Annotated in this window: 28 protein-coding genes; 16 read left to right on the forward strand and 12 right to left on the reverse strand. The window is 62.3% G+C overall.

The features are described from left to right. Positions 1 to 13: 13 nt before the first annotated feature. The 6 genes from LJ656_RS07155 to LJ656_RS07180 all read left to right on the forward strand — a co-directional run bounded on the left by LJ656_RS07155 (position 14) and on the right by LJ656_RS07180 (position 4,840). Complete coding sequence (locus LJ656_RS07155) at positions 14 to 307, forward strand: hypothetical protein (RefSeq protein ID WP_230508568.1); 294 nt, start codon at positions 14 to 16, stop codon at positions 305 to 307. Then, on the forward strand, positions 304 to 1,809 hold the full coding sequence (locus tag LJ656_RS07160; RefSeq protein WP_230508569.1) for a TolC family protein: 1,506 nt from the start codon (positions 304 to 306) through the stop codon (positions 1,807 to 1,809). The genes LJ656_RS07155 and LJ656_RS07160 overlap by 4 nt, the downstream gene beginning before the upstream one ends. A 2-nt stretch (positions 1,810 to 1,811) precedes the next feature. Further along, positions 1,812 to 3,107 carry a copper oxidase gene (locus LJ656_RS07165; RefSeq protein WP_230508570.1) on the forward strand — a complete coding sequence of 432 codons (1,296 nt, stop codon included), beginning with the start codon at positions 1,812 to 1,814 and terminating at the stop codon, positions 3,105 to 3,107. Positions 3,108 to 3,172: 65 nt separating this feature from the next. Continuing rightward, complete coding sequence (locus LJ656_RS07170) at positions 3,173 to 3,520, forward strand: copper-binding protein (protein ID WP_230508571.1); 348 nt, start codon at positions 3,173 to 3,175, stop codon at positions 3,518 to 3,520. A 189-nt stretch (positions 3,521 to 3,709) separates the two neighbouring features. Continuing rightward, positions 3,710 to 4,405: a glycine zipper 2TM domain-containing protein gene (locus tag LJ656_RS07175; protein ID WP_230508572.1), complete on the forward strand. Its 696-nt coding sequence runs from the start codon at positions 3,710 to 3,712 to the stop codon at positions 4,403 to 4,405. Positions 4,406 to 4,555: 150 nt separating this feature from the next. Continuing rightward, the gene (locus LJ656_RS07180; RefSeq protein WP_230508573.1) at positions 4,556 to 4,840 is read left to right on the forward strand and encodes a hypothetical protein; all 285 of its coding nucleotides are present in this window, start codon (positions 4,556 to 4,558) and stop codon (positions 4,838 to 4,840) included. Between the two features lie 82 nt (positions 4,841 to 4,922). Here the strand turns inward: LJ656_RS07180 and LJ656_RS07185 are convergent, their stop codons facing one another. The 6 genes from LJ656_RS07185 to LJ656_RS07210 form a co-directional block, all read right to left on the reverse strand. Then, entirely contained in the window at positions 4,923 to 5,684 is a 762-nt protein-coding gene (locus LJ656_RS07185; protein ID WP_230508574.1) for a phosphatase PAP2 family protein, read from the reverse strand. Further along, a complete protein-coding gene (locus tag LJ656_RS07190) occupies positions 5,681 to 6,889 on the reverse strand; it encodes an MFS transporter (protein WP_230508575.1) in 1,209 nt (402 codons plus the stop codon). The genes LJ656_RS07185 and LJ656_RS07190 overlap by 4 nt, the downstream gene beginning before the upstream one ends. A 111-nt stretch (positions 6,890 to 7,000) precedes the next feature. Continuing rightward, entirely contained in the window at positions 7,001 to 8,347 is a 1,347-nt protein-coding gene (locus LJ656_RS07195; protein WP_230508576.1) for an efflux RND transporter permease subunit, read from the reverse strand. Next, positions 8,331 to 10,196, reverse strand: a complete 1,866-nt coding sequence (locus LJ656_RS07200) for an efflux RND transporter permease subunit (protein WP_230508577.1) — start codon at positions 10,194 to 10,196, stop codon at positions 8,331 to 8,333. Before LJ656_RS07200 ends, LJ656_RS07195 begins: the two co-directional genes overlap by 17 nt. Beyond that, on the reverse strand, positions 10,193 to 11,230 hold the full coding sequence (locus LJ656_RS07205) for an efflux RND transporter periplasmic adaptor subunit (RefSeq protein WP_230508578.1): 1,038 nt from the start codon (positions 11,228 to 11,230) through the stop codon (positions 10,193 to 10,195). Before LJ656_RS07205 ends, LJ656_RS07200 begins: the two co-directional genes overlap by 4 nt. Positions 11,231 to 11,237: 7 nt before the next feature. Continuing rightward, positions 11,238 to 12,530 carry a TolC family protein gene (locus LJ656_RS07210; protein ID WP_230508579.1) on the reverse strand — a complete coding sequence of 431 codons (1,293 nt, stop codon included), beginning with the start codon at positions 12,528 to 12,530 and terminating at the stop codon, positions 11,238 to 11,240. 189 nt (positions 12,531 to 12,719) lie between these two features. On the opposite strand from LJ656_RS07210, the gene LJ656_RS07215 reads away from it, so the two are divergent. From LJ656_RS07215 to LJ656_RS07235, 5 genes are all read left to right on the forward strand, one after another. Beyond that, positions 12,720 to 13,394, forward strand: a complete 675-nt coding sequence (locus LJ656_RS07215; RefSeq protein WP_230508580.1) for a response regulator — start codon at positions 12,720 to 12,722, stop codon at positions 13,392 to 13,394. Then, positions 13,358 to 14,725 carry a sensor histidine kinase gene (locus LJ656_RS07220; RefSeq protein ID WP_230508581.1) on the forward strand — a complete coding sequence of 456 codons (1,368 nt, stop codon included), beginning with the start codon at positions 13,358 to 13,360 and terminating at the stop codon, positions 14,723 to 14,725. The genes LJ656_RS07215 and LJ656_RS07220 overlap by 37 nt, the downstream gene beginning before the upstream one ends. Positions 14,726 to 15,164: 439 nt before the next feature. After that, entirely contained in the window at positions 15,165 to 15,533 is a 369-nt protein-coding gene (locus LJ656_RS07225) for a tlde1 domain-containing protein (RefSeq protein ID WP_230508582.1), read from the forward strand. After that, positions 15,530 to 15,928, forward strand: a complete 399-nt coding sequence (locus LJ656_RS07230; RefSeq protein WP_230508583.1) for a hypothetical protein — start codon at positions 15,530 to 15,532, stop codon at positions 15,926 to 15,928. The genes LJ656_RS07225 and LJ656_RS07230 overlap by 4 nt, the downstream gene beginning before the upstream one ends. Positions 15,929 to 16,105: 177 nt before the next feature. Further along, positions 16,106 to 16,501: a hypothetical protein gene (locus tag LJ656_RS07235; RefSeq protein WP_230508584.1), complete on the forward strand. Its 396-nt coding sequence runs from the start codon at positions 16,106 to 16,108 to the stop codon at positions 16,499 to 16,501. A gap of 143 nt (positions 16,502 to 16,644) precedes the next feature. On the opposite strand, the gene LJ656_RS07240 is transcribed toward LJ656_RS07235, so the two are convergent. Genes LJ656_RS07240 through LJ656_RS07265 form a run of 6 tightly spaced genes read right to left on the reverse strand, consistent with a single transcriptional unit; the run spans position 16,645 to position 22,425 of the window. Beyond that, positions 16,645 to 18,027, reverse strand: a complete 1,383-nt coding sequence (locus tag LJ656_RS07240) for an MFS transporter (RefSeq protein WP_230508585.1) — start codon at positions 18,025 to 18,027, stop codon at positions 16,645 to 16,647. Then, positions 18,024 to 18,743 (reverse strand): ABC transporter ATP-binding protein, encoded by a 720-nt coding sequence (locus tag LJ656_RS07245; RefSeq protein WP_230508586.1) that lies wholly within the window; start codon positions 18,741 to 18,743, stop codon positions 18,024 to 18,026. Before LJ656_RS07245 ends, LJ656_RS07240 begins: the two co-directional genes overlap by 4 nt. Beyond that, the gene (locus tag LJ656_RS07250) at positions 18,740 to 19,525 is read right to left on the reverse strand and encodes an ABC transporter ATP-binding protein (protein WP_230508587.1); all 786 of its coding nucleotides are present in this window, start codon (positions 19,523 to 19,525) and stop codon (positions 18,740 to 18,742) included. The genes LJ656_RS07245 and LJ656_RS07250 overlap by 4 nt, the downstream gene beginning before the upstream one ends. Further along, positions 19,525 to 20,409, reverse strand: a complete 885-nt coding sequence (locus LJ656_RS07255; protein ID WP_230508588.1) for a branched-chain amino acid ABC transporter permease — start codon at positions 20,407 to 20,409, stop codon at positions 19,525 to 19,527. Before LJ656_RS07255 ends, LJ656_RS07250 begins: the two co-directional genes overlap by 1 nt. Further along, complete coding sequence (locus LJ656_RS07260) at positions 20,402 to 21,295, reverse strand: branched-chain amino acid ABC transporter permease (protein ID WP_230508589.1); 894 nt, start codon at positions 21,293 to 21,295, stop codon at positions 20,402 to 20,404. Before LJ656_RS07260 ends, LJ656_RS07255 begins: the two co-directional genes overlap by 8 nt. Before the next feature lie 26 nt (positions 21,296 to 21,321). Beyond that, complete coding sequence (locus LJ656_RS07265) at positions 21,322 to 22,425, reverse strand: ABC transporter substrate-binding protein (protein WP_230508590.1); 1,104 nt, start codon at positions 22,423 to 22,425, stop codon at positions 21,322 to 21,324. Between the two features lie 304 nt (positions 22,426 to 22,729). Between LJ656_RS07265 and LJ656_RS07270 the strand changes: the two genes are divergently transcribed. The 5 genes from LJ656_RS07270 to LJ656_RS07290 all read left to right on the forward strand — a co-directional run bounded on the left by LJ656_RS07270 (position 22,730) and on the right by LJ656_RS07290 (position 26,944). After that, positions 22,730 to 23,077 carry a RidA family protein gene (locus LJ656_RS07270; protein WP_230508591.1) on the forward strand — a complete coding sequence of 116 codons (348 nt, stop codon included), beginning with the start codon at positions 22,730 to 22,732 and terminating at the stop codon, positions 23,075 to 23,077. Between the two features lie 11 nt (positions 23,078 to 23,088). Beyond that, a complete protein-coding gene (locus LJ656_RS07275) occupies positions 23,089 to 24,333 on the forward strand; it encodes a D-amino acid dehydrogenase (RefSeq protein WP_230508592.1) in 1,245 nt (414 codons plus the stop codon). After that, positions 24,330 to 25,121 (forward strand): maleate cis-trans isomerase family protein, encoded by a 792-nt coding sequence (locus LJ656_RS07280; protein WP_230508593.1) that lies wholly within the window; start codon positions 24,330 to 24,332, stop codon positions 25,119 to 25,121. The genes LJ656_RS07275 and LJ656_RS07280 overlap by 4 nt, the downstream gene beginning before the upstream one ends. 81 nt (positions 25,122 to 25,202) lie before the next feature. Further along, positions 25,203 to 25,916 (forward strand): GntR family transcriptional regulator, encoded by a 714-nt coding sequence (locus tag LJ656_RS07285; RefSeq protein WP_230508594.1) that lies wholly within the window; start codon positions 25,203 to 25,205, stop codon positions 25,914 to 25,916. Between the two features lie 143 nt (positions 25,917 to 26,059). Continuing rightward, positions 26,060 to 26,944, forward strand: a complete 885-nt coding sequence (locus LJ656_RS07290; protein ID WP_329958835.1) for a glycosyltransferase family 2 protein — start codon at positions 26,060 to 26,062, stop codon at positions 26,942 to 26,944. The last annotated feature ends 37 nt before the right edge of the window (positions 26,945 to 26,981 follow it).

A 26,981-nucleotide genomic window follows, 5' to 3' on the forward strand; every position in this document is an offset into this window, starting at 1 on the left:
ACGAGAAAAATTCATGCGAACAATTACTGCGGCGCTCGTAGGCGCGGGCGCGGTATTGCCGTTGCTCGCGCACGCTGCGACTGCCGTTCCCGACCCGACTGATGCCGCGGCATCAGTTCCGGCCGTCACCGTGCAATCCGCGTTCGACGGCTACAAGTCCTGGCAGGACGGCGAAGCGCCTGGCTGGCAACAACTGAATCGCGCTGTTGCGCCCAGCCGAGGCGTGATCACCATGAAGCACGGTCAGCAACCGGCCGCGACATCCGACGGAAAGAGCGGGCACGAACACGGGGGCGAGTCGAAATGATTCGACATCTCGCCCCAAACCGTGCGGTATCCATCGCGATCGCGACGGTATTCCTTGCCGGCTGCACGACGTTTTCGAAGGACGGTGGATTCAACACCGTGTCGACGACCGCTTCCGAGCGCCTTGGTAAGGATGCGGTCCACATCAAGTCCGACGAAGACCGCGCCGCTGCATTCAAGCGTACGCAGGAACTGCTGTCGAAGCCGCTCGGCATGGATGACGCGGTTCAGGTCGCGCTGCTGAATAACCGGGGACTCCAGGCGTCGTACGGCGAACTGGGTATTTCGGAAGCCGACCTCGTCCAGGCGGGCCGCCTGCCTAATCCGGGCTTTACGTTCAGCCGCACTCACTGGAGCGATGGCTTCGGCATCAGCCGGACCTTCTCGATGGGCGTATTGGGCATTCTCACGCTGCCCGTGGCAACGGGTATCGAAAGCCGGCGGTTCGAACAGACCAAATTCGAGACGGCCAATGCGATGCTCGCCGTGGCCGCCGATGCCCGCAAAGCCTACGTGAATGCCGTGGCCGCGGCGCAGGCAGCCCAATATGCCGCTCAGGTCAAGGATTCCGCCGAGGCCGGCGCGGAACTCGCGTTGCGCATGCGTCAGGCCGGCAATTTCAGCAAGCTCGACTATGCGCGTGAGCAGGCCTTTTACGCGGAGTCGGTTGCACAGCTCGCCAAGGCACAACAGCAATCGGTGGCGGCCCGGGAGAAACTGACCCGCACGATGGGTCTGTGGGGTTCGGGAACGCAGTACAAGCTGCCAGACCGTCTGCCTGACCTGCCGAAGGACAGGCCGCAACTGAACGAGCTCGAAAGCTTTGCGATGCAGAACCGCCTCGACATTCAGGCGGCCAAGCTCCGGACGCAAAGCGTCGCAACGTCTCTGGGACTCAGCAAGGCGACCCGCTTCATCAATGCGCTCGATGTCGGCTACCTCGACAACTTCGAGACTGACAAGGGACATGAACACGGGTACGAAATCAGCGTCGAGATTCCCATCTTCGACTGGGGCAGCGCAAAGGTCGCACGCGCCGAGGCCATCTATATGCAGTCGGCGAACCGGCTCGCCCAGACCGCGATTGACGCCCGCTCCGAAGTACGCGAGTCGTATTCCGCCTATCTGACGAGCTACGACGTTGCAAAGCACTACCGCGACGAGGTCGTGCCGTTACGCAAGACCATTTCGGACGAGATGCTGTTGCGCTACAACGGCATGCTCGCAAGCGTGTTTGAGCTGCTTGCCGATTCGCGCGACCAGGTCTCCGCTGTCAACGGGTACATCGATGCACTCAAGGACTACTGGATTGCGGAGACGGACCTGCAACAGTCGCTAGGGGGGCGGCTCCCGCCGCTTGCCATGGCACAGGCGCCAGGCGCACCGAACCGTGGCGCAACGCCTGGCCCGGCGACGCCAGCATCACTGGCCCCGTCGCAAGATTCGCCATCTCCGCCTCCGGCGACCCAGCCGGTTTCGCCGACAAATTCCGAAGGTAAATGAACATGGTTTCACGTCGAAGTTTTCTCGGCGGCTCGGGTGCTGCGCTGCTGGGCGCGGCGCTGGTCAGCAAGGCTGGCGCGGCGTCGCTTCCAGAGGCGCCGACTATGGAAAAAACGGCCACGCAGCCGCCGCTCGTGCCGCCCAACGGCCGCCCTTATACGCCCGTCGCCACGCTGAACGGCTGGACCCTGCCGTGGCGCATGAAGAACGGCTGGAAGGAATTCCATTTGATTGCCGAGCCGGTCGTGCGCGAAATGGCCCCCGGCATGAAGGCGAACCTGTGGGGATACAACGGTCAGGCGCCTGGCCCGACCATCGAAGCCGTCGAAGGCGACAAGGTCCGCATCTTCGTGACCAACAAGCTGCCGGAACACACCACCGTGCATTGGCACGGGATGCTGGTGCCGTCCGGGATGGACGGCGTGGGTGGTCTCACGCAACCGCACATCCCGCCGGGCAAGACATTCGTCTATGAGTTCCAGCTCGAGAAGCACGGCACGTTCATGTACCACCCGCATGCCGACGAGATGGTGCAGATGGCCATGGGGATGATGGGCACGTTCATCGTGCATCCGAAGGACCGCAGCGTGATGCCGGTGGACCGCGACTTCGTGTTCCTGATGTCCGCCTATGACATCGACCCGGGCAGCTTCACGCCGCGGGTCAATGAAATGACCGACTTCAACATGTGGACCTGGAATGCGCGGGTGTTTCCGGGCATCGACCCGCTACCTGTGAGAGCAGGAGACCGCGTCCGCATCCGCTTCGGCAACCTGACGATGACCAACCACCCCATCCATTTGCACGGGTACAGCTTCGAGGTCGCGGGCACCGACGGCGGATGGATTCCTCCCGCCGCACGCTGGCCGGAAGTGACGGCCGACGTCGCAGTCGGGCAGATGCGCGCCATCGAGTTCACCGCAAACCGTCCCGGCGACTGGGCGTTTCATTGCCACAAGTCGCATCACACGATGAACGCGATGGGGCATCAGGTTCCGAATCTGATTGGCGTGCCGCAGAAGGACCTCGCAAAGCGCATCAACAAGCTCGTCCCGGACTACATGGCGATGGGCAGCACGGGTGGTTCGATGGGCGACATGGAAATGCCGCTACCCGACAACACGCTACCGATGATGACGGGTACCGGGCCGTTCGGCGCGCTGGAAATGGGCGGCATGTTCACTGTCGTGAAGGTGCGCGAGGGGCTCGGCCGCAACGATTACCGCGACCCGGGCTGGTTCAAGCACCCGAAGGGGACCGTGGCGTTCGAATACACCGGCGACCTGCCGGATAGCTGATTTCGTAATAGGCCGGACACGAGTCCGGCCGCTGTTTTGTTCCTTCAACTATGGGAGAGGACGTGATGAAAAACGCGATTGCTTCAATTGTGATGGGTTGTGCTGTAGCCCTTTCGGCAACCGCCTACGCGGCCGGCGACACGAGCAACACAGATATGGCAAGCAGCGCGCAACAGGGCGCGGACGCGAACAACAGCATGTCGCATGGCGAAGTGAAGAAAGTGGATACCGCCGCGGGGAAGCTGACCATCAAACATGGACCGCTCGTCAACCTCGACATGGAAGCGATGACAATGGTGTTCAAGGTTAAGGATCCGGCGATGCTGTCCCAGCTGAAAGTCGGCGACAAGATTGACTTCGTCGCTGAGGAAGTTAATGGCGCTCTCACCGTGACGAAGCTGCAGAAGCAGTGAAGATGCAGTGGGGCGGCACTGGTGCAGCGCAGAGTGCTGTTCTTCGACGCTTCTACGGTTTTACCCCTGATAAGGCTTCTCCTTGCATCCTTCGTAGCGCACTACAACTACTTACAAATCTCGCAGTCGCCCGGTGCACCGCGGCGTCAGTTGCGGCGTTCTTGCTGGTACTCAACAACGGAGCGCGACATGAGCACCAACCTGACGTCCAGTTCACCGCAGCGCGGTCGCATTCACCCCTTGATTGCAGGCGCAGCCGTGGCTGTGATCCTGGCCAGCGCTACCGGTATCGCGGCAATGACGGGCATGCTTCCAACGTCCCGCGCAGTGACGACGCCGCTGACGCAAGCGCTACCCGTCGCGGCACCAATCGCCAGCGCACCGGTCGCTTCGCCGCAACCGAATCAGGAGCAGCGCGTGGCTCGCGAGCAAGCGCCTGCCCAGCCGCGCGTCCATCATCGCCATAGTGCGCCAGTTGAGCAGAACCAGGGCTATGCGAACAACGGCGCGTATCAATCCCCGGCAGTTGTCCCGCAGCGGCCAGTCGCCGTTGATTCGAACGCCGGCGAAGTAGTCGCGGTCAACACGGTTCAGCAACCCGAGCCGACCACGGGTCTCGGGGCAGTAGGCGGCGCAGTAGCTGGCGGGCTGTTGGGAAATCAGGTCGGCGCAGGCCGCGGTCGCGTTCTCGCAACGATTGCCGGCGCGGTCGGCGGTGGTTTTGCCGGCAATGGCATCGAGCATGCCGTGCGCAAGGAGACCAGCTATCAGGTGCAGGTCAGGATGCAGGATGGCAGCTACCGGAACTTCAACTATCCAACCCAGCCGCCTGTGCAGGTCGGAGAGCGCGTCCACGTCTCGGGCGATTCCCTCAGTGCGTCGTAACCGGCCTTCAAAACCGGCGGAGCCGTTACGGTTACCGCCGGTTACAGAATTGACAATCCGACCGTATCTGCTGCGGCTTGGCCTCCCTACAATCTGCGTCGTTCGTCGTGGTCTGGCATCCGCCAGAACCGGGCAGGACTGGAGAACTCCATGAAGTGCGCTACCCTTTTTCTCGCAGTGGGAGTGTCCGCTGCCTGCGCGTCCAGCGCGGCTTTCGCTCACGCGGACATCGGCGTTTATCTGGGGCTTCCTGGCCCCGCGTATGTCGCGCCACCTCCGGTCGTGTACGAGGCGCCGCCCCCAATCGTCTACGCGCCGGCCCCGGTCTATGGCTACGGATACCGCTATGAAGGCGACTACCGCGACGAGCGTCGATGGCATGACCACGGTCGGCACCGTGGCTGGGAACACCATCGTCACGAAGACGACGACTGATTTGCCGCTGCTGGCCCTCGACAGCGCATGATTGGCCGCACACCGAATTGAGCGCGACTCTTCTTCGTTGGCGCCCGGCAAGCTACCCCGGCGCGTACCGAATCATGTCGCCACCGTGCTGCATGACGATGTGTACTGTCGCACTGATGGCAAACGTGACGAAGGACGCCACACCGAGCGAAGTAGCATCCTTCTGATTTTCGTCTCCGACGTAATGAAGCACGGCCGCCGTTGCTATCCACGCCACACCGAAACTGAGTCCAGCGAGAACATCTGAAAACCAGTGCACGCCCAGATAGAGGCGTGAGAAGGAGATGAGGAGGATAAAGAGACTCGTCGCAATCGCAATGCGAAGCCGCGCGGCGGTGCCCCAGGCTCGCGCCACGAAGAACGCAAGAAAGCCGTATGTGACGATGCTCAAGGTTGCGTGGTTGCTAGGAAAGGAGAAGCTATGCACCCCGTCATACATCAAAGCCGGCCGCGGTCGACGGATCACGGATTTCAGCGCAACTACGAAGAGTTGCGCGAACCCGACGGCCGCAATCCAGTAAAGAGCGCTTCGTAACCTCGCTTGCCATAAGAGCCAGGCAAAGACCACGACAATGACAGGAACGGTAACTGCGGCGTCCCCCAGTTCTGACACGCCAACCATCAGGGTGTCGAGCAAGGGAAAGCGAAGCTGTTGCAACGCGGCGTGAATCTGGACGTCGGCGGCGACGAGCGGGTCGCCGCTGATGACATCCTCCAGGATGCCGAAAAAGAGCCACACGCCGCCAGTCACCAGCACGCCGGACACGAGCAGGTTGCGGATCCCGATGCGCTCATAGAGTAGCCGCCACGTCATGTTTTGCCTCTGCGTTTGGTTGTACTGCTCGACAGCGCAACCAGCGTTGCGATACAGAAACCCGCTCCGGCATAAAAGGTCGCGCTCGCTCCAAACCGGTCCCATAGTTCACCGGCCATGACACTGGCGACCAGCATCGCCAGCCCGCTCATCAGGTTGAAGAAGCCGAATGCGGTGCCCTTCAGCTCCGGCGGGGCCGGGTGCGCCACCATGGTGGCGAGCAGGCCTTGCGTGATTCCCATGTGCAGACCCCACAACGCTACGCCAATCAGCACGATGGGCCAGGAGTTGCCCTGGGCGAGTACGAGGTCGGACGCGATTAGCACCACGAGGCCGGCGGCCAACAGCCTGGTGTGACTCATCGAGTCAGCCAGTTTTCCGAATGGGTACGCCGACAGCGAATACACGACATTCATCGCCACCATGACGAGCGGGACGAGGGCTATCGGGACACCGCCTTGCATCGCACGCAACACGAGGAAGGCTTCACTGAAGCGTGCGAGCGTGAAGACTGCACCGACACCGACGACCCACCAATAGGGCCGGCTGAGTTTCTTCAGATTTTCGAATGCAATCGGATTGACGCGCTTTGCACCTGGCTGCCGTGCCGGTTCCCTGATACCGAAAGCCAGTAACGCAACGGCAACAAATCCTGGAAGCACCGAGACCCAGAATACCCAGCGGAAGTTATCCGCCCAAAGCAGCATCAGCACGACTGCGAGTAACGGCCCAAGAAATGCGCCAACGGTATCTAACGACTGGCGCAGGCCATAGGCCGCGCCACGTAGATGTGCGGGGGTGATGTCAGCCACGAGCGCGTCGCGTGGCGCGCCCCGAATGCCTTTGCCTACCCTGTCGACCACGCGTGCCGTCAATACGATGCCCGCCGTCGGCGCCAGCGCAAACAGTGGTTTGCTTAACGCACCCATGCCATATCCGATAACCGCGAGCCACTTCCGGTTACCAAGGTAGTCGCTCAGCGCCCCGGAAAACATCTTGACGATGGGCGAAGCGGCCTCTGCCACGCCTTCGATCAGGCCGACCATCGTGGCGCTTGCACCAAGGCTTGTCACAAGGAACATCGGTAGAAGGCTATGGATCATTTCCGATGAGATGTCCATGAACATGCTCACGAAGCCAAGCATCCAGATGCCACGGGGGATTTGACCGAGCGTACTGGCGCGCGGGGTGGAATCGGTCTGCATGTGTCCTCAGTTCGGGATTGGTCTGCATCAACCCGCGTATTGTCCCACCGCCTGGCAACTGAGAGGTGCTGCTCAACGACTGTCTGCGCGGCCTTCAGGCATTGGCATGACTCACGATGCTTTTCGGAGCTGCCGCTCGCGCCGGTACACATAAAGCGCTGGCAGCAGGTTCGTGCTGAGCAAACCGCTCCAGACCAGTCCACCCAGCGTGACGATGGCGAGCCCTTGCTCGGGCGCGGCACCCTTGCCGAAACCGAGCGCGGTCGGGAGTAGTCCCAGCGAAGCGGTCAGCACCGTGAGAACAATCGGCCGGAATCGTACCTCGACCGCGTCTCGTACTGCATCGAGTACCGACTGTCCCTGCGCTTCGTTGCGCTTCACCAGTTGCAGCAGCACGATGCCGTGATTGAGGCTCACCCCTATTAGCGTGAGAAACGCGATCAGCCCGATGGCATTCAGTCCGATACCGCTTACAACCAGCGCGATTGCACCGCCGGAGAATGCCAGCGGCATCTGCAATAGAAGTAGTCCCGGCACCAGTAGGCCGTCGAATTGCAACGTCAGGATGCCAAGCATCAGTGCCAGCGCGATTGCCGCTGCAATGGCGACATTGATCGCCGCATGCTCCAGTTGCGGATACAAACCACCGAACTTCACTTCGTACCCTGCCGGCATGTGAAGCGTTTCCAGGGCTTTTTTCGACGCCGAGATAACCTGCCCGAGCGGCGCGGTCGGCGTGGCAAGTATCTCAATTGCACGAAGGCCGTTCAGATGCCGGATAACGTTCGGCCCCGTCGCCATGTTGACGTCGGCCACGTCCCGCAAGGCGGCCCAGCCATTGGCCATGATGGGAATTTGCTTCAGTTGCTCAATTGAGAGCTGCGTGGGGTCCGCCAGTCGAATGAAGACGTCCAGGTGGCTGTTACCGTCTGGAACCGTTGCAATGGTTTGTCCCGCCAGCAGGATATGCAACTGTGAGAAGAGTTGCGCCGGTGTGATGCCGTGAAGGGCAAGACCGGCCGGGTCGGGCGTGATTTGCAATTCGGTGATGGGATAACCGTCGTTGTTGAATACGTCGGACAGATTGGGCACTTCCGCGAGTCGGCTCGTCACTTCAGATGAGAGCGATTGCAGCGTCGTAATGGAATCGCCATACAGGTCGATCACGAACGGCTGGGGCAACCCGGAAAGTGTCTCACCGACCCGTTCCAGGGTCGGCGTTCCAATCGCGGTCTGTACTGCGGGCAGCCTGGATGCGGCGAGAACCTGCTGACCGATTTTATCGAGGCTGCCAGCATTCACGTTCGGCTTTAGTGCAATTTGAATCTCTCCCGCGTAAGCGGGCTCGGTGTACGACGTCCCCGATGCCGAACCCACGCGTGTGAAGACGTGTGCGACCGGTTCCAGCCCCATCAGGCGCTGACTGATGCGGTCCGCCGCATCACGGGTGTCGTGCAATGACGTACCGGGCCGCGTAAGCGGGCTCGGTGTACGACGTCCCCGATGCCGAACCCACGCGTGTGAAGACGTGTGCGACCGGTTCCAGCCCCATCAGGCGCTGACTGATGCGGTCCGCCGCATCACGGGTGTCGTGCAATGACGTACCGGGCGGCAGCGTGAAGCTTTCAAGCAGTACTTCCTCGTTAGGCAGCGGCAGGAAGTCGACAGGAACCAAGGCGAGTGCGGCCACGGAGAGCACAAAAATGACGACGCACGTCCACAAGGACAGTCGTGGGCGGCGCAGCGCGAATTCCAGTAATCGGAAGTTATGGCGCTTGAGCCACGCTACCGCTCGCGAGCCTGATGTCGCGCGCTTTCGGACGTGTGGTCCGACGGCGCCCAGCACCAACGGAATCAGGCTCAGCGAGATGATGAGCGAGGCGATAAGGCTCACGGTCATCGCCAGCGAGAACGGCACAAAGAACAGTCCGGCGAGGCCGCCGACGAACGCGAGCGGTACAAACACCGAGACGGTCGTCAGCGTGCCCGAGATATCGGGACCCGCGATGTCGCGCAGGCCCTGTGCAACGCCTTCCCACCCGCCATCGCCTCGCTCCCAGCGGTGGTAGATGCTCTCCAGCACAATGATGGCATCGTCCGCCAGCAAGCCAACCGCGACCGAAAGCGCACCGAATGTCAGCAGGTTCAGTGTCTGCCCCATCAGATACAGGCCGGCAACACCCAGCAGGAGCGAGAGCGGGATGCTCAAGGCGAGCGCCAATATGCTGGGGCTCGCGCCGAGCATCCAGAATAGAACGGCAACAGCCAGCGCTGCGCCAATGGCGAGGTTCCGGCTCAAATCCTCGGCGACTACACCGACGATGTGCCCCTGGCTGTAAATGCGCACGAAGCGCGCACCTCGCGGCAGTTGGGGTTCGAGCTCACGCAGTGTCTTGTCCACTGCGTCGACGACCGGAACTGTCGAGGCGCCCGGTTGCTTGAACACAATCAGCGCGATAGTGGGCCGGTTGTCGAGCTTGACCTCGTGGTGTGACGGCAAGGCTGAGCGGATAATGTCAGCCATTGCTCCGAGTGGTACACCGCCGTTAGGCGTCTGTACCGACACCCCGGCATAGGCAGACGGCTCAGTCGGCAGATTTCTTCCTTCGATGAAAACGTCCTGGTGACCGACGTCGACGTACCCGCTCGGCACCATCGCAGTCGTGGCTTCCAGTGACGACGCAAGCGCCGCGGCGGAGACGTTGAATCGCTGTAGTTTTCCGAGGTCAGGCCGGACCCATATTGCGTCTGCGCCAGGCCCGACGACTGAAACGCGCTGTACGCCGGCAACCGCCCGGACACGCGGTGCGAAGTTCGATTCGACCAGCCGCTGTACCCTGGAGGCATCTACGCCGTCCGGAATCTGTATCGCGTAGTCCGCGACTTCGTTGATGGCGTTGCCGGAGATTTCGGTGGTCAGGCTCGTCCCTTTGGGGAGCGTGCCATTGACACGACCCACCACGCCGTTGACGTCCTGCAGTGCGCTTGCCGCCGTTGTTCCTTCCGAGAAACGGGCTTCAATCTTGACCGAGCCCTGGCTCACGACTGTCCGCACGTCGCTCAACGACTGAAGCGAAGAGAGTTCAGCCTCGAGCGGCCGCGCAATCAAGCCCTCGAGGTCGAGCGTGGTCGCACCTGGCACCTGGGCGACGATGCTCACCTGCGGCATGTTGAATTGCGGCAGGACTTCCGAATGGATGTTGACGAGCGCATAGATGCCATAGGCAATCAATGCGCCGTACAGCATGACCCATAGCAGGGGCCGCTTGACGATGTCGTTTAGCATGTTCTTGTCGAAGGACGTCAATCGGCCTGCTGGTATCGCGTGGAGAAATCCTGGTGGAAGAACAGATAGGCGTCCTGCGTCACCACTAACTCGCCTGCGGAGAGTCCATTCCTGATGGCGGTCCAGCCGCTATCAGTCAGTCCTGGCGCAACGCGGCGCCGGTGATTTCCGGTCTTGTCGTGAACCAGTACCCACCATTCGCCACCATCGAGTACGAGTGCCGTGGATGGAACGGCCAGGTGTCTTTCGTCTGGCGGGGACAACGATATCGTCCCGACGGAGCCGGGCTCGGGGCTACTGCCCTCGACGGGGCTCAGCCACACCTCCAGCTGCCCTGGCGTCGCAACGCTCCATGACGTGCGTCTCACGACGACATAGGTGGGCGCATCGCCATGTTCCGACAGGAACGCTCCCTTCATGCCGACCGCAACGAAGGCGGCATCACTACCGTATAAATTCGCCACGACGTAGAGGTCGCGTGACGACGAGACAGTCACAAGCGGCTGTCCGGCACTTACGTATTGGCCGTCGGCCGCGCTGACCATCGTTACCACGCCGGGTTCTGACGCGGCAACTGTGGCGAGGCCCGCGTAGCTCTGAGCGGCCGACTGCGCGGCCAGCAGTTGCTGATGCGCTGCATCCAGGTCAGCACGAACGCGGGCGACAGCGTCGCGCGTGCTGAGCTGGTCATCAAATTTCTGTTTTTCAATCGCCACCCCCTGCGTCGCGGCGGACACGCGTATCTCGGCAGTTTTAAGCTCGGTGGCCAGACGCGTTTTCTCGGACGTCACCGACGGCCCGGCCAGATGCGCAATCGTCTGCCCCGCTCGAACCGTTTCACCTGGGCCGACTCGCAAGCCTGTGACGATGCCGGCCGTCGGTGCGGACAGCACCGCATTGGATACGGCCTGCACATGTGCAGGTGCGGATACTTTCACCGCGATGCGCTTTTGTACTGCGGGCATCGTCACAACGTCCTGGGCGGACACGCTGGGACTGGCCGTGTACCACGCGCTCGCGATAGCAGCAATGACGAGAAGGCGAATGGACTTCATCTCGGACTTATTGGAGAGAGTGGTAGTCAATGGCGCTAACGCCAATCAGGGTGCACAGCTCGACCTGCTGCAAAAGCGCAGCGTTCTCGAGCTTCGCCGTCGCGATGCGCTGGTTCAGCAGTCGCGATTCAAGGTCCATCAGCGTCGGAAGTGTCACGTCGCCTCGGGCTTGAGCCATACCTGTCTCTTTCGTCGCTTGCTCCAGAGTCGCTTCCATTGTCCGGGCGTTGCGGAGCTGGTCGTTAAGCAGGTCAAGGTTTGAAACGATGTTCTCGACTGCGGTGTACGCGTCTTTGAGCCGTTGCGTGTACTCCTCGTGCAGGCTCTCACGTGTGGCCTTTTCGATCGCGATATTTCCCCGATTGCCGTTGAAGAGCGGTAGTGTCACGGTGATGGCGACGCCTGACGTGTAGATGGCGGACGTATCCCTGCCTCGCGTGATGCCGATATCCAGACGGGGAAATTGCCCGAGCAGTGCTGCGCGGTAACGCTCGTCCTGTTCCGCGTAACCAGCGCGCAACGCCAGCAGGTCCGGACGACGCTGGCCCAGAGTGGTCAGCGCGTCATGCACCGCGCCGGACGGCACGTCATAGGCTCCGGGAGGCGCTACAAGCGTCAGGCGCGTGCCAGCCTGCAGGTCGAGCATTGCATTGAGTTCCTGCTGCGCCTTGAGGCGGTCCTGCTTAAGTGCGCTCAGCTGCTGCAGGCTGTCGCGATATGCCGTCTCCGATTGCACCGCGGTATCGCGAGTTACGTCGCCCCGCGCGAGCGCCTGCCGCATACGGCCGTCGACAACCTGCTCATGGACCGCCAGTTGTGCGACCCGCGCTTCAACACGGGAAAGACTCACATTGGTGACGTACAGCGCATAGGCATGGTTGGCGACCTGCCATTTCGTCCACTGCAGCGCGAACAGTTGCTTTTGCAGGGCCGCAGTCGCACCTCGCTGCTTTGCCGGGTGGTCAATTAGGGCGGACACTTCATAGCTGAGCCCGACCATGAACGCCGGGACAAATCCAGCTGCGCCGGGGCGGTCGGTGCTGAAGCTGAGCTGAGGGTCCGGGAGCAATCCATCCGCGTATTTGCGCGCATTTACGATGGTCAGTTCGCGCTCCGCGCGGCGGACCTCGGGGCTGTGCTCGAGTGCGCGTTGGACTACCTGATCGACTGTCAGCGGTGCAGTGGTTGCGGCGACGTCGTCGGGCCACTCCGGTGCGGCAGGAAGGGGCTCGGGAGCGTACGACGCGCAGCCGCCCAGCGTCGCGAGCAATGCCACAAGCGACGCCACGAGCAATGCCACGGGCGAGACTCGCACGAGAGCGCGTAGGCTGGCTTGTCGTTGAGGACTGGTTGCGCGAATTGCGCTTTGCGACCTAGTATCGTAGGCACGACTGGGCACGATGGCTATCCGGCGTATGTGACGCTTCGGATGCTATTGGGCAAGACTTAGTTTTGGCTTAGCACGACACCCGTGATTCCTTAAAGACCGATGAGAATTCTGCTGGTTGAAGACGACGAGATGATTGGCGACGCAATCGTCCAGGCGTTGAAAGATGCGGCCTATGCGACCGACTGGGTACGCGATGGTGATGCGGCGGCCGGAGCGTTGCTGGGTCAGGAGCACGACGTCCTGCTGCTGGACCTGAACCTGCCGCATCGGGATGGCATCGACCTGCTGCGGTCGCTGCGCAGTGGCGGCAACAAGCTTCCGGTGATTGTTCTCACCGCGCGCGACGGCGTCGAGGACCGAATCGCGGGACTGGACGCCGGCGCTGACGACTACCTCGTGAAGCCGTTCGAAATCGGAGAACTGCTTGCGCGCCTTCGGGCAGTCACCCGCCGGCTGGGGGACCATGGCGATACGCGAATGACGAGCGGAAAACTCACGGTTGATGCGGCGACGCACATTGCCGAGTACGACGGAACCGAGTGCCGCCTGACGAGTCGAGAGTTCGCTCTTTTGAGCGCGCTGTTGATGCGTCCGGGAACGGTCCTCTCGCGAGCCGAGCTGGAACGAAAGCTCTATGCGTGGGAACAGGCGGTGGAAGGCAACGCGGTTGAAGTCCTGATTCACGGTATCCGCAAAAAACTTGGTACGTCGGTGATTCGCAATGTGAGAGGTGTGGGATGGCTGGTGGACAAGGAAAACAATCACGCTCGCTGACGCTGCAGCTTTCGGCGTGGATTGGCGTTGTGATGGCAGTGGTAGGCATCCTCGCATGTGGTTTTTCTTTCGCGTTCGCCTATCAGGAGGCGCGAGCGTTGCAGGATGGCCAGTTGAACGAAATCGCTGCTCTGATTGACAGTCGCGCGCTGGCGCTTACGGGACCGCAGTCGTCGGTCGAGAGCTCGCAGGACTCGGACGTCAAAGTCGTTATCGACAGACTCAGCGAAAGATCGGCTGAGATGTCGAAAGCGGCGGGACTCACGATTCCTCATGCGATGGCCGACGGATTTCACGACCTGGACAGCAGCGGACAGAGCTGGCGCGTCAACATCCGTACGCTGCGCACCGGCGAGCGCATCGCGGTCGCCGAGCCATCTGCGTTGCGCGACGAAATTGCCAGGGATGGTGCAATGAGGACGCTCGTGCCCGTGCTTCTGTTGATGCCGGTGCTGTTTGTCGTCGTCGTCGTGATTGTCAGAACGAAGCTGGCGCCGCTCTCACGCCTGGCGATAGTGGTGGACCGGCAAACGGACGCGTCGCTTGAGCCGCTGCCGGAAGAGGGCATCGCCACCGAGGTGCTTCCGTTTGTCCGGTCAATCAACCGGCTCATTGGACGGCTGAAAGACGCGATCAGTCATCAACGACGTTTTGTTGCGAGCGCTGCGCATGAGTTGCGCTCGCCGCTGGCGGCTCTGTCGTTGCAAGCGGGAAATCTGGAGGCAACCATCACGTCGCCCGATGCTCGCGAGCGGCTCTCTTCCTTTCAGTCGGGGTTGAGGCGGACCCACCGGCTGGTGGAGCAACTATTGGCACTGGCGCGGTCTGAACAGGGAACGCTGGAACCACCGGCCGCGTGGTCGTTAGGCGCTGCCGCAACCGATGCCATCAATGCCTGCATAGAACTTGCGCGTGCAAAGGACATCGACCTTGGGATTGTGCATGTGGACGACATCGAGGTTGTGGTTGATAGGACGTCCACGGCAGTGGTACTGAGGAATCTGGTCGACAATGCGGTGCGATACACGCCCGATGGCGGCAAGGTCGACGTATCAGCCTTTCAGAAAGCTGGCGAGCTGATATTCGAAATCACTGACACCGGGCCAGGCATACCGGATAACGAACTTGAGCATGTTCTGGAGCCGTTCTATCGGTTAAATCACGCCTTGGCGCCAGGAAGCGGACTGGGTCTGTCTATCGTGTCCGAAATTGCGCGACGCACGGGTGGGCGGCTGGTGCTCGAGAACATCGAAGGCGGATTTCGGGCTCGATACTTTCAACCGTTCGACTTAACGGGGACAGCCGAACAGCTGAAGTTCTCTCACGCCTAGGGTCACCGGCGACCTCGACGAGAGGGCGTCGGCTGCGCCTGCGCATCAAAGACTGCTGACTCAGCGATGTCGGTCGAGGGTGACCGGTAGGTAAATCGCTCATACGGCCGTCGGAAATTCCGGCGGTTTGCGAGGCTAGGAGAAGAGAAGATAACGCGGGGCAGGGATGGTCCTCGCGCACAATAAAAACCACGAGAAGAAAGCGGGTTGGGTCTTTTGTATCGAAGAAGGGTCTGTTCTTCACAGCCCGGACAGCATTGTATTCGGTGGCCTAACATCATTTGAGATGCCTCGCATTGCGCAATGTCATTGCCGAGACATTATTTGTTTTTGAGGCGTGGCGTCGTGCGACAAAATGGCCGATTTGCATCTTGAAAATTGTGCTCGATCACTTGCTTTGTTGTAATCGTTGGCTTCTACAACGAAGGAGAACAAAGCGATGGCATGGCGTTACAAACAGGCGACCGGCGATCTGTACCACAACGAAGAATGGATCGCTAAAGGGTACGCCGGGAAAATCCCACACCAGAATAAACACAGTAGCCAATATATACGGGACCTGGGACCAATCCCCGTGGGACGATTCGAGATCCTCCCGCCGTTCAGACACGACAAAACAGGCCCATTCACGATGCGGCTTAACCCTGTGGCGGGAACGAATCTGGGCGGACGCGACGGCTTTATGATTCACGGCGACAGCTTGACAGGGCCGGGCAACGCGTCAAACGGATGCATCATTTTAAGAAAAATATATCGGGAAAAAATATGGAACAGCGGCGACAGATTACTTTGGGTGGAATATCCGTGAAGCGGGCTATCGCAGCGACGCTGCTAGCGATCCCCGCGTTATGTCTGGCGGACGGCAAGCCGTTCCCGCCGTGCGGAAACTGGCCCACAAACATGGCCTATATGCAACTTCGAAACGTTGGCATCCTCGGTGATATCGACGCCGAGAAAACTAAAACTGTGTTGGTGGCGAATGAAAAAATCGGCAAGGACAAGGACGGAGAACAGTTGTGGAAACAGGTGTATCACGTCACTTTTCACGATAGAAACGGGAACGTGATAAAGGTGATTACCGTGAACCACTCCGGCGAATTCGAATGTTCGATAGCTGGCGTAGACGTTTTCGTGGTTAGCCAGCACTATCCGTCGGAGGAGCGTCTTATCGAGGGGATCGACTATCCCGATAAAAAGCAGTGATCTGCAAGCTCCGGCGCGCGTGGCTTATCCCCTCGTCGCGCCGGGGGCCGTGTAGGGCCGCTTTGCCCATGTCATTTCACTTCCGCAGTGCCACCTGCTTTGTTGTAATCGTTGGCACTTACAGCAAAGGAGGCTTGTATGGAACAGTGTCGACAGACTGCTGACGGTGGAATACCCATGAAACACGTCTTTGCCGTCCTACTGCTATCGCTCCCCGCGATCTGCGTTGCAAAATCTCCGGCCTGCCACAACTGGCCAACCAGTATGGCCCAGGTGAATCTGCAAAACGCTGGCCTCCTCCCCAATATCGACGACACCAAAACCAAAGCCGTACTAGTGGCGCCGGAGAAAATCGGTAAAGACAGCTACGGGGAGCAGTTATGGCGGCAGGTCTATCACATTACCTTTCATGACCAAAACGGAAGTGTGATTAAGGTTGTCACTGTAGATAACGCCGGGGAGGAAGAATGTTCCATCACTGGCGTAGACGTTTTTGTCGTCTCGCAACATTTTCCGTCGCAGGAGCACGTGATTAAGGGACTCGACTACTCGGATCCACAGACAAAACGTTGAGCCGCGAGCTCCGGCGCGCGTGGCTCATGCCCTCGTCGCGCCGGCCGTGTACGGGCCGCTAGGCCTCGATGTGAGCGAAACTTTCAAAAATGGAAACATCCGTCGCGGGGCGCTTCACGTACAGGCAGCACGCGCGATCCGTCTCAATCCGGCCGCAATGACCTGAACACGAGTCCGAAACCGCCCGCGTAAGCGGCCGCGATCACGGCGAAACCGATGGCCGTCGCGAGTTGCTGATCGACGAGCGAATGCAGGATCACCGAGGCGATCGCGACCCCCAGCAACGAGCCGATTTGCCGGCTGGCGTTGAGCGACGCGGCGGCAAGGTTGGCGTCCGCCGGCCCTGCCGACTGCATCACCGTGAGATTCATCGCGGGAATCGCCTGCCCGGCGCCGAAATTGGACACGCCGATCGCCAGCGCGAGCATCCAGTACGGCATCCGCGCGATATCGATCAGCGCCACTGCGCCGAGCGTCGCGAGTCCAAGCCCCGAGAGCAGTGTGCCGCGCGCGCCCAGACGGGCGCTGACGCGTGCCGACGCGAGATTGCCGGCGCCGAACATCGCCATCAGCGGAAACAGGTGAAACCCCGCCTGCAGCGGGGTGTCGCCGCGTTGCTGTTGCAGGTAGAGACTGATCAGGAAAATCTCGGCGAGAATCGCGAAATTGATCGCGAGCCCGAGCAGGCTGCCCGCTACGAAGTGCGGATTTCCGAGCAGGGCTGGCGACAGGATCCGGTGGCGCGCGCGCCGTTCGCGCACGACGAACGCGGCGACCGCACAGAGCGTCGCGAGCGCGCAGCCGACGATCGCCGGCGAGGTCCAGCCGGTGCTTGGCCCCTGTATCAGCGTGAAGCTGAGCGCGGCCAGCGCGGCCGCGCCGAACAGATGGCCCACGCCGTTCAGCGGACCGGCATGGCGCGGCGAGCGCGCGACGTGGCGGTGCGTCAGCCACAAACCGATCAGGCCCACCGGCAGATTGACCCAGAAGATGCCGCGCCAGCCGATGGCGTTCACGAGCACGCCGCCCACGAACGGGCCGAACGCCATGGCCGCGGACACCAGCGCGCCCCAGATACCGATCATCCGTACGCGCAGCGGCCCGGGCGGGAACGCGAGCGTCAGCAGGCTCAACGAACTCGGCATGAAGAGCGCCGCGCCGACGCCTTGCAGCAACCGGGCCGCGATCAGGATGGCCGGCGTCGACGCCGCCGCGCACAGCAGCGACGCCATCACGAAGATGACCAGACCGGTCTGGTAGATCGCTCTGGAGCCGAAGCGGTTGGCGAGCGCGCCGCCCCATAGCAGCAGCGCCGCGAAGCTCAGCGTATAGGCGTCGACGACCCAGACCAGCGCGGTCAGCGACAGCGACAGGCTGTCCTGCATCGCCTTCAGCGCGACGTTGACGATGGTGACGTCGAGCATCGCCATCACGAAGCCCGACGCGACCGCGACCATGATCGTTGCCGGCCGCGCGCCGGCGGCGCCGGTTCCAGCGGGGGCGGTATCCGCGGCGGGAAGACTCATGCGGCTCTCCCGCCCAGATACAGCCGGCGCATCTCGTCGCTCGCCAGCAGCTCGGCGGCGGGCCCGGCGAGCGCCACGCGTCCCATCGTCAGTACGACGCCGCGGTCGGCGATACGCAGCGCCTCGATCGCGTTCTGCTCGACCATCAGGACGCCGATGTGTTCCGCGTCGCGCATCTGCACGATGGCGTCGAACACTTCGTCGACCATTTTCGGCGACAGGCCGGCCGACGGTTCGTCGAGCAACAGCATCACGGGCCTCGGCATCAGCGCGCGCGCGAGCGACACGATCTGGCGCTCACCGCCCGACAATGCCGAGGCGGGGGAGCGATAACGCCGGCGCAACACCGGATACTGTTCGCACAGCTCGTCGATGCGTGCCTCGCGCGGGAACGACGACATCGCGTGTCCGCCCAGCATCAGGTTCTCGCGCACGGTGAGTGCGCCGAATACGTTGTCGGTCTGCGGCACAAAGCCGATGCCATGCTCGCGCACTTTGCGATTGACGGGGACGCGCGCGAGATCCCCGCTCTGCATCGTGACGCTTCCCGAACGCGGCAGCAGGAAGCCCGCGATCGCCTTGAGCAACGTCGATTTCCCGCAGCCGTTCGGGCCGAGGATCGTGACGATGTCGGTCGGCCCGACGCGCAGCGACACCCCGTGCAGGATGTCGAGTTCCGGCGTGTAGCCCGCAAACAGATCCCGGACCTCGATCATGGCGTCTCCAACGGTGGCGCGGTGCGATGCGCGCGGCCCAGATAGGCATCGAGCACGCGGCGGTTCCTGTCGAGCTCGGCGGGCTTGCAGTTCGCGATCGCGGCACCCCGGTCGAGTACGACGCAGCGCTCGCATAGCTCGCGGATGAAGTGCATGTCGTGCTCGATCACGACGAGCGTCACGCCCAGGCCGTGAATGCGCCGCAGCTCGTCGATCAGTTCGCCGCGCAGGTTGGGGTGAACCCCCGCGGTCGGTTCGTCGAGCAGCAACAGTTTGGGTTCGGTCATCATCGCGCAGGCGATGCTGAGGAGTTTTTTCTGGCCGCCCGAAATCGACGCGGCGGGCAGGTGGGCGACCGCGGTGAGCTTGAACTGCTCGAGCAGGGCGCTGGCGCGCGCATGAGTGGCCCGCTCGATGCGGCGGCTCGCGCGGCCGCGCAGCAGCGCTGCGCACAGTTGATGCTGCTCGGACGACGCGGCCATCGTCAGTTCGAGTACCGACATCCGGCCCGGCATCGACGGCAACTGAAACGTGCGGCGAATCCCGCGTCGCGCGATGCGGTGCGGCGCGAGCGGATCGATGCGCCGCCCGTCGAAGCGGATCGCGCCGCTCGCGAGCGGTGTGAAGCCGGTGACCGCGTTCAGCACCGTGCTCTTGCCCGAGCCGTTCGGCCCGAGCAGGCCGACGATCTCGCCGCTGTCGATCGACAGCGTGAGACCCGACAGCACGGTGTTGCCGCCGTAGCGGATGGCGATGCCGTCCAGTTCGAGAAGGGTTGTCATCAGAGCGTCTCCAGGCGTTCCGGCAGCAAACCGCGCGGCCGCCACAACAGACAGGCAAGCAGCATCAGGCCGACCAGCCCGAGTCGCACCGCGCCGGCCAGATCGCTGCTGACGCCGAGCCAGTCTTTCAGGAACGGCGCGAACGAATACACGGACTGGACCAGCAGCCCGCCAAGCAGCACGCCGAGATTGCTGCCGAGGCCGCCCACCATCACGATGGTCCAGAGCGCGAAGGTTTCGGACGGCACCATCACGTCCGGGCCGACGTAACTGATGTAGTAGGTGAGCAGCCCGCCGGCGAGCGCGGCCGGCAGCGCCGCGGCGACCGACGCGCGGATCTTCAGCGACACAGGGTCGTAGCCGAAGCACACCGCAAGCGAGGTCTCTTCCCGCATCACCTTCAGCGCGCGGCCGAAGCGGCTGTGGATGATGCGCGCGTAGCCGCCGTAGACGAGCGCGAGGCAAACTGCGGCGAGCGCAAGAAACGCGAGGTCGCCCCACTGTGCGGGAAGGTCCGCGAAGAGCGGGCGAATGCCGCCGATGCCTTGCGCGCCGCCCGTCAACCAGGACTCGTTGAGTGCGATCGTGCGCAGAATCTCCGCAATCGCGAGCGTCGCGATGCCCCAGTAGTCGGCCGATAGCTGGCGGCCGAGCCCGGCCGTCGCGACCGCGAGTGCGGCCGCCGCGACGAGACCCAGCAGCAGTGCGGCCGGCAGCGGCCAGCCGAGCTGCGATGCGATGCCCGCAGCATAGGCGCCCAGACCCGCGAACGCGATGAAGCCGAAGTTGACCATCCCGGCGTAGCCGGCTTGCAGATTCAGACCCAACGCCATCATCGCGTACAGGCAGACCAGGGTCAGCAGATGGATCAGGAAGCTAGACACGCCGCACCTCCCGGTCGAAGATGCCGAACGGGCGGACCATCAGCGTGACGAGCAGGATCAGGAACGAGACCGCGCTCACGTAGGCAACCGGGAAGAACTGCATCGAGCGGCCCACCAGCGAACCGAAATCGACGTTGATGACGAGCGTCTCGGCAAGCGCAATCAGCAGCGCACCGGCGGCAGCGCCGAGCGGGTTGCCGAGGCCGCCTAGGATCGCTGCCGAGAACACCGGAATCAACAGATTGTTGCCAAGATTGACGTGCACGCTTTCGGTGAGGCCGAGCATCGTGCCGCCCAGCGCCGCCAGCACGCCGCTCGCGAATGTGATCAGGTTCGTCACCCGGTTCGCGTCGATGCCGGAGGCGAGCGCGAGCGGCCGGTTCGACGCCAGTGCGCGCATCGAACGGCCGAGGTTGGTTCGATACAGCAGCACGGAAAAGATCAGCAGCGTGAGTGCACCGCACGCGATCGAGCTTGCCTGCGCGGTCGACACCGCTACCCCGCCGAGCGTCAGAGGCGCGCTGATGTCCTGCGTGTATTGCAGCGGTCGGGAGCCCGCCGTGCCGAGTACGAGCGCGACCGCAAGCAGCGACACCGCGAGCGAGCCGATCATCGCGACCGCGCTGCCGGAGCGCAGCAGTCGCATGAAGACGAACACATTGAGCAGCACCGCGAGGCAGCCGACGAGCACGCACGACAGCGCGGCCGCGAGCCCCAACGGCAGGCCCGCGCGTTGTCCCGCGAGCGACAGGAACGCGCCCAGCATCGCGTACTGCACGTGCGCGACATTCGGGAAACGGATCAGCGAATAGAGCGTCGACAGGCCGACCGAGACGAGCAGCAGATCGGACGTACGGATCAGGACGTCGAGAAGAAACTGCAGCATGATGGGCTCCAGTGGCGCCGCTGCCCTTACTGCGCGGCGACGGTTTGCTTGAACGACACCTTCTCGTAGGGCTGGGCAATGCGCTGACCGTCGCTGTCGAATGAAATCGCGCCTGTCACGCCCGCGTACGCGTTGCCGAGCGCGTCGAACGCCGAGCGGATTTTTGCGGGATCGGTCGAGTGCGCGTGGTTGATCGCCGCGGCCGACAGCATCGTCGCGTCATACGCGTAGCTGCCGAAGGCGGAACGCGGCTTTTCCTTGTAGGCGGCCTCGTACGCTTGCTCGTACGCCTTTGCGCCCGCCCCACCCGACGCCACTTCCAGACCGATCTGCCCGCGCGCGATCTGCGGCGGCGTATCGCTCGTGCACATCGTCAGGTAGATGCCGTACCACGGGCTCCTGTTCAACTGCATGTCATACGCCTGGCGGTTGATGGTCGCCGCTTCCTGGCCGTACGCGCTGTAGACGTAGGCATCGGGATTGGCGCGCGCCATCTGTTCCAGTTCGCGGCGATAGGTCGATTGCCCTTCGGTATAGAGCACGACGGCCGCGACTGTCCCGCCCAGCGCCTCGAAGCGTTTCCTGAATTCGTCGGCGATGCCCTGGCCGTAGCCGTTGTTGGGCGCGATGAATGCCACGCGGCGCAGCTTCCGGTCGAACACGTCCTGAGCGGCGAAGCGCGCGGACAGGTTGTCGAGGCCAATCACGCTGAACGAACCGGGGCCGATCTTGCGAATCTGCTGGCTCGACGATCCGATATTCACGTGCACGTCGCCTTGACGCACGAGGAACTGGCCAACCGGAATCGTGATCGACGACGAGAATTCACCGAGCACGACCGGCACGTGCTCGACCGTGGAGAGCTTGCGGGCAGCGTCGAGCGCGGTGTTCGCGCCGCCCCCGGAATCCTCGATCCTGACCTGCAGTTTCTGGCCGAGCACGCCGCCCTGAGCGTTGATCTTTGCGACAGCGAGCTCGATGCCGCGGCGCTGATCCTCGCCAATCGACGCACTCGATCCCGTTAGCGGCAACACGGCGCCGACGCTTGCGTCGGCGTGCGCATCGGGCAGATGAGACAGGCCGAAACACAATGTCACGAAGGCTTCGATTCCGCGGCGGCGCAGCTTCATGGTCGTTCTCCAAAGCGTCGATAATCGGTGATGGATATACAAAAGTGTCGACAGAATCACAGAACAAAAAACATTTGGGAAATTTTTTTGAACGGCGGAAACGAAAATTAAAAGCATGCTGCTCATTCGATTAAAGCCCTGTTTCAAAGCATGTTTGCACGAATTGTGAGAAAGCAGATGCACCACGATCAGGATCGCGAATCGAAATGGGGAATCCGTGTAATTTGATTAAAAAGTGTACACAGTGCTGAATTTTCGTGGCTAGAATGCGTTCAACCTGAATCGATTGACGGAGGCTCGGAAGATGGACATCAAGCGCTATGGGGTGGGCGACCGGATGAGTCAGATGGTCGTGGTCGGCGGGCTGGCATTCATTGCCGGCCAGGTTGCCGGCGACAGCAGTCTCGACGTCGCCGGTCAGACGCGTCAGATCCTCGACAAGATCGACAGCCTGCTCGACAGCGTCGGCGCGGACAAACGGCGGATCGTGTCGGCCAGCATCTGGCTAGCCGACTACCGCAGCTTCGCGGAGATGAACCGGGTCTGGGATGCATGGGTGCCCAAAGGCGACGCGCCGGCGCGCGCGTGCGTGGAATCGAAGCTCGCGTTTCCCGAGTACACAGTGGAAATCGCGGCGATAGCGGCCCTATAGGAGCGAGGCGGATGAAAACGGTCGTTCTGGGCGGCGGCATCGTTGGTGTGACCACAGCTTATTTCCTCGCGAAAGCAGGCGACGAAGTCGTCGTGGTCGATCGATGCGAAGGCGTCGCGCTCGAAACCAGTTTTGCCAATGCGGGTTTGATCGCGCCGGGCCACTCGTACACGTGGGCGTCGCCGCGTGCGCCGAAGATCCTGCTGAAGTCGCTGTTTGCGGAAGGGCAGGCGTTGCGGCTGAAGTTGAACGCGGACTGGCGGATGTGGGCCTGGTGCTGGCTGTTCCTGCGCAACTGCACGGTGGAACGTTCGCGTCTGAACACGTCGCGCAAGGTGCGCCTGTGCCGCTATTCGCAGCAATTGCTGCAGCGGGCAACCGAGGACGAGCGGCTGACATATGACCGCATCAGCGGCGGCCTGCTGTATCTGTATCGCGATCCTGCGTCGTTCGAGCGTGGCGTGTCGAACATGTCGATTCTGGCCGACAGCGGGCTGCCGCTCGTGACGCTGGACCGGCGCGCGGTGATTGCGCGGGAACCGGCGCTCGCGGCTTCGGCGAGCAGCATAGAAGGTGCGATCTACTGCCCGTCCGACGAAAGCGGTGACGCGCATTTGTTCACTCGCGAACTCGAACGGCGGTGCCGGGAACTGGGTGTCGAATTCCAGTTGGGCACGACGATCCACGAGGTGCGCGCGAGCGCGGACCGGATCGACTATGTCGACACATCGCGAGGCCGAGTGAGCGGCGATCGTTACGTACTCGCGCTCGGTTCATATTCGCCGTTCCTCGCCCGCCGGCTCGGCTATCGTCTGCCGGTCTACCCGGTCAAGGGCTATTCGGTCACGCTGCCGATCGACGCGTCGCACGAGCCGCCGACGCTCGGTGGCGTCGAGGAGAACCAACTGGTCGCATGGGCGCGCTTCGGGCAACGCTTGCGGCTGACGGCGACAGCGGAGTTCTGCGGCTACGACACGAATCACTCGCCGGCGGATTTCTCGCACATGCTGCAGACGTCGAAGGCGCTGTTTCCGAACGGCGCGGATTATCAGCGCCCGTCGTACTGGGCGGGCCTGCGGCCAATGACGCCTGAAGGCACGCCGCTGATCGGCCCGACCCGGCATCGCAACCTGTTCTTCAACACGGGGCACGGCCATATGGGCTGGACCATGTCGTGCGGCACCGCGAAGATACTCGTCGACCTGATGAGCGGCCGACGCCCGGAAATCGATATCACAGGGATGACACTGCAGTGAGCGAACTTCAATCGAGCATTATCGAGTCTCCTCCGGGCGCATACGCGCGCTTCGGTTTCTCGCTGGACGACGGGATCGCGGGGCGCGCGGCGATCGGCCTCGTCGTGCTGGCAACCGATCATACGATCGAGTTCGAATGGCGGAACATGCTGTCGCTCGACGGTGTGGCGTTCTACGAAAGCCGGGTTGCCAATTCGGCCGAGATCACAGCTGAGACGCTCGCCGAGATGGATGGCCGGATCGCGCCGGCAGTCCAGCTGATCCGGCCGGGCGAGCATCTCGATGTGGTCGCGTTCGGTTGCACGTCGGCTTCGATGGTGCTGGGCGAGGAGCGGGTGTTCGAACGTATCCGCGAGGCGCGCCCGGGTGTCGCCTGCACGACGCCTATCACCGCTGCGCGCATCGCGCTCGACGCGCTCGGCGCCCGGCGGGTGGCGTTGCTGACACCGTATGAGCGGCCGATCAACGACGCGATGAGCCATTATCTGAAGGCGCGCGGTGTCGACGTCGTCAGTGTCGGCTCGTTCGAGCATCGCGACGACAACGAAGTGGCCCGCATCGATCGCGCGTCGCTCGAATACGCGGTACTCGAACTGGGACGCGATCCGCACGTCGACGCGGTATTCGTTTCCTGCACGAGTCTGCGGCTCGTCGACGCCATCGCCGGGATCGAAACAAAGCTCGGCAAGCCGGTTTTGTCGAGTAATCATGCCCTGGCATGGCATGCGTTGCGGCTCGGCGGCGTCGAAGACCGCTTGCCGCGGTTTGGCCGGCTATTTACGATCTGAACGAATGCGCAGGCGGCGGCCAGCGGGCGGCCGGCACGCGCAATCGATAATGAGCTGTAGCGAAATGAACCAGGAGACACGATGGCTGCGAATTCCGTGATGGTGCGCCCGGGGGCGCGGGAAAACAGCGCGCCCAAGCGGGCAGGACTGACGGTAAACGAGATTTACGAGCAGTTGAAGCAGATGGCGGTGCTGTACAAGATCCGCCCCGGCGAGCGGGTCAACGAACTCGAACTGGCGGAGCGCTTCGACGTCAGCCGTACGCCGATCCGCGAGGCGCTTAACCGGCTGGTCGCGGAGAACCTGTTGACCTTCGTGCCGAATCGGGGTTTTTTCATTCGGGAACTGGATGGGAAAGAAGTGTTCGATCTTTTCGAGTTGCGCCGCACGATCGAATCGACCGCGGTGATGCTGGCTTGCGAACGGGCGTCGGACAACGACATCAAGACGTTGCGCAGGTCGTGGAAGCAGGTGATGAAGAGCGCGGAGCGGATGCGCTCCGACGAGCTCGTCGTCAAGGACGAGGCGTTTCACCTGGAGCTGGCCGCGCTGTCGGGCAACGCGGAAATCGGCCGGGTGCTTCAGGGTATCAACGCGCGGATCCACTACGTGCGATGGGTGGATGTCGACCAGCGGCGCAACGAGGCGTTCACCGAGCATCTGCATATCCTCGATGCGCTGGCGGCGCGCGATGTCGAGCGCTGCATGGCGCTGACGGATACGCATATCCGCTGGCGAATGGAAGAGATCACGCGCGTCGTGCACGCGAGCGTGATCAAGCTGTACGCGAAATAACGGCCGGGCTGCGGGGCTTCCACACAAGGCGGAAGCGCCGCAGCGCACCGCGCCGGTACGGGACGCAGTCGATCGACAGGAGGACGGGCTCGCCCGCAGGTATGGGGCGAGAGACCATCATCTCTTCGCAACGAGGCGCCGTCATGAAGCATGGCACATTGATCACGCTTTACAAACCGACCCAGGAGCAGGTCGATCATCTGGTGGATTTGCCGCGATTGAGCCCTGTGGTCGTGGCTGTCGATAATTCCCCGTATGTGGATCAGCAACTGCACACGCGCCTAACAGCACATGGCGTCGACGTGCTCGCCAACCGGAATCGTGGCGGCATTGCCGGGGCATTCAATGCGGGTGTTCGGTTTCTGATCGATCGCGGCTGCGATGTCTTTTTCATTTTCGACCAGGACTCCTATATTCCGGACGACTATTTCGACCGCATGCTGGAAGGATGCGCCGCGGTGGGCGATCCGCGCTTCCTGGTCGGGCCGCGAATATTCAACCTGAACTTCAACCGCGACCTGCCGCTCTTCACGGTGCGCCGCTGGTCGGCGCAGATCAAGCGGATCAACGACGGCGCGCACGGCCTTTTGCGCTGCTCGGTGATCATCTCGTCGGGAACCGCCATCTCGCTGCAAGCGTACCGGGAGCTCGGGCAGTTCCGCGAGGACTTTTTCATCGACCACGTCGACGCCGAATACTGCATGCGCGCGCAGGCTCACGGCGTGCCGGTGTGTGTGAACGCGGACGTGTCGCTACCGCATGAACTCGGCAAGCCGCCGGCGCACCGGCATTGGCCGCAAGTCGATATCTTCGATCAGAGCGCGTTGCGCCACTATTACGCTGCCCGCAATTGCATTCTGGTGGCGCGCGACTATTGGCGCCGCTATCCGGCAATGTTGCTGATCAATCTGATCACGTTGAAGCATGTCGCGTTCGTGTTGCTTCATGCCACGGAAAAGCGCACGAAACTGCAGGCGATCCTGTGCGGCGTAGCCGACGGGTTGCGTGGACGGTTCGGTCGGGTCTGAGGTTCGCGGGAACTGTTCTTTCCCGTCGTGCACCTTC

The organism is Paraburkholderia sejongensis (assembly GCF_020880815.1).
Classification (GTDB): Bacteria; Pseudomonadota; Gammaproteobacteria; order Burkholderiales; family Burkholderiaceae; genus Paraburkholderia; species Paraburkholderia sejongensis.

Bases quoted from the DNA above. Each gene is read 5' to 3' on its own strand.
- LJ656_RS07250 (WP_230508587.1), bottom strand. From the start codon at position 19,525: ATGACAACCCTTCTCGAACTGGACGGCATCGCCATCCGCTACGGCGGC.
- LJ656_RS07275 (WP_230508592.1), top strand. From the start codon at position 23,089: ATGAAAACGGTCGTTCTGGGCGGCGGCATCGTTGGTGTGACCACAGCT.
- LJ656_RS07225 (WP_230508582.1), top strand. From the start codon at position 15,165: ATGGCATGGCGTTACAAACAGGCGACCGGCGATCTGTACCACAACGAA.
- LJ656_RS07215 (WP_230508580.1), top strand. From the start codon at position 12,720: ATGAGAATTCTGCTGGTTGAAGACGACGAGATGATTGGCGACGCAATC.
- LJ656_RS07180 (WP_230508573.1), top strand. From the start codon at position 4,556: ATGAAGTGCGCTACCCTTTTTCTCGCAGTGGGAGTGTCCGCTGCCTGC.
- LJ656_RS07290 (WP_329958835.1), top strand. From the start codon at position 26,060: ATGAAGCATGGCACATTGATCACGCTTTACAAACCGACCCAGGAGCAG.
- LJ656_RS07190 (WP_230508575.1), bottom strand. From the start codon at position 6,889: ATGCAGACCGATTCCACCCCGCGCGCCAGTACGCTCGGTCAAATCCCC.
- LJ656_RS07185 (WP_230508574.1), bottom strand. From the start codon at position 5,684: ATGACGTGGCGGCTACTCTATGAGCGCATCGGGATCCGCAACCTGCTC.
- LJ656_RS07155 (WP_230508568.1), top strand. From the start codon at position 14: ATGCGAACAATTACTGCGGCGCTCGTAGGCGCGGGCGCGGTATTGCCG.
- LJ656_RS07265 (WP_230508590.1), bottom strand. From the start codon at position 22,425: ATGAAGCTGCGCCGCCGCGGAATCGAAGCCTTCGTGACATTGTGTTTC.
- LJ656_RS07270 (WP_230508591.1), top strand. From the start codon at position 22,730: ATGGACATCAAGCGCTATGGGGTGGGCGACCGGATGAGTCAGATGGTC.
- LJ656_RS07245 (WP_230508586.1), bottom strand. From the start codon at position 18,743: ATGATCGAGGTCCGGGATCTGTTTGCGGGCTACACGCCGGAACTCGAC.
- LJ656_RS07165 (WP_230508570.1), top strand. From the start codon at position 1,812: ATGGTTTCACGTCGAAGTTTTCTCGGCGGCTCGGGTGCTGCGCTGCTG.
- LJ656_RS07170 (WP_230508571.1), top strand. From the start codon at position 3,173: ATGAAAAACGCGATTGCTTCAATTGTGATGGGTTGTGCTGTAGCCCTT.
- LJ656_RS07205 (WP_230508578.1), bottom strand. From the start codon at position 11,230: ATGAAGTCCATTCGCCTTCTCGTCATTGCTGCTATCGCGAGCGCGTGG.
- LJ656_RS07160 (WP_230508569.1), top strand. From the start codon at position 304: ATGATTCGACATCTCGCCCCAAACCGTGCGGTATCCATCGCGATCGCG.
- LJ656_RS07285 (WP_230508594.1), top strand. From the start codon at position 25,203: ATGGCTGCGAATTCCGTGATGGTGCGCCCGGGGGCGCGGGAAAACAGC.
- LJ656_RS07220 (WP_230508581.1), top strand. From the start codon at position 13,358: ATGGCTGGTGGACAAGGAAAACAATCACGCTCGCTGACGCTGCAGCTT.
- LJ656_RS07175 (WP_230508572.1), top strand. From the start codon at position 3,710: ATGAGCACCAACCTGACGTCCAGTTCACCGCAGCGCGGTCGCATTCAC.
- LJ656_RS07260 (WP_230508589.1), bottom strand. From the start codon at position 21,295: ATGCTGCAGTTTCTTCTCGACGTCCTGATCCGTACGTCCGATCTGCTG.
- LJ656_RS07240 (WP_230508585.1), bottom strand. From the start codon at position 18,027: ATGAGTCTTCCCGCCGCGGATACCGCCCCCGCTGGAACCGGCGCCGCC.
- LJ656_RS07235 (WP_230508584.1), top strand. From the start codon at position 16,106: ATGAAACACGTCTTTGCCGTCCTACTGCTATCGCTCCCCGCGATCTGC.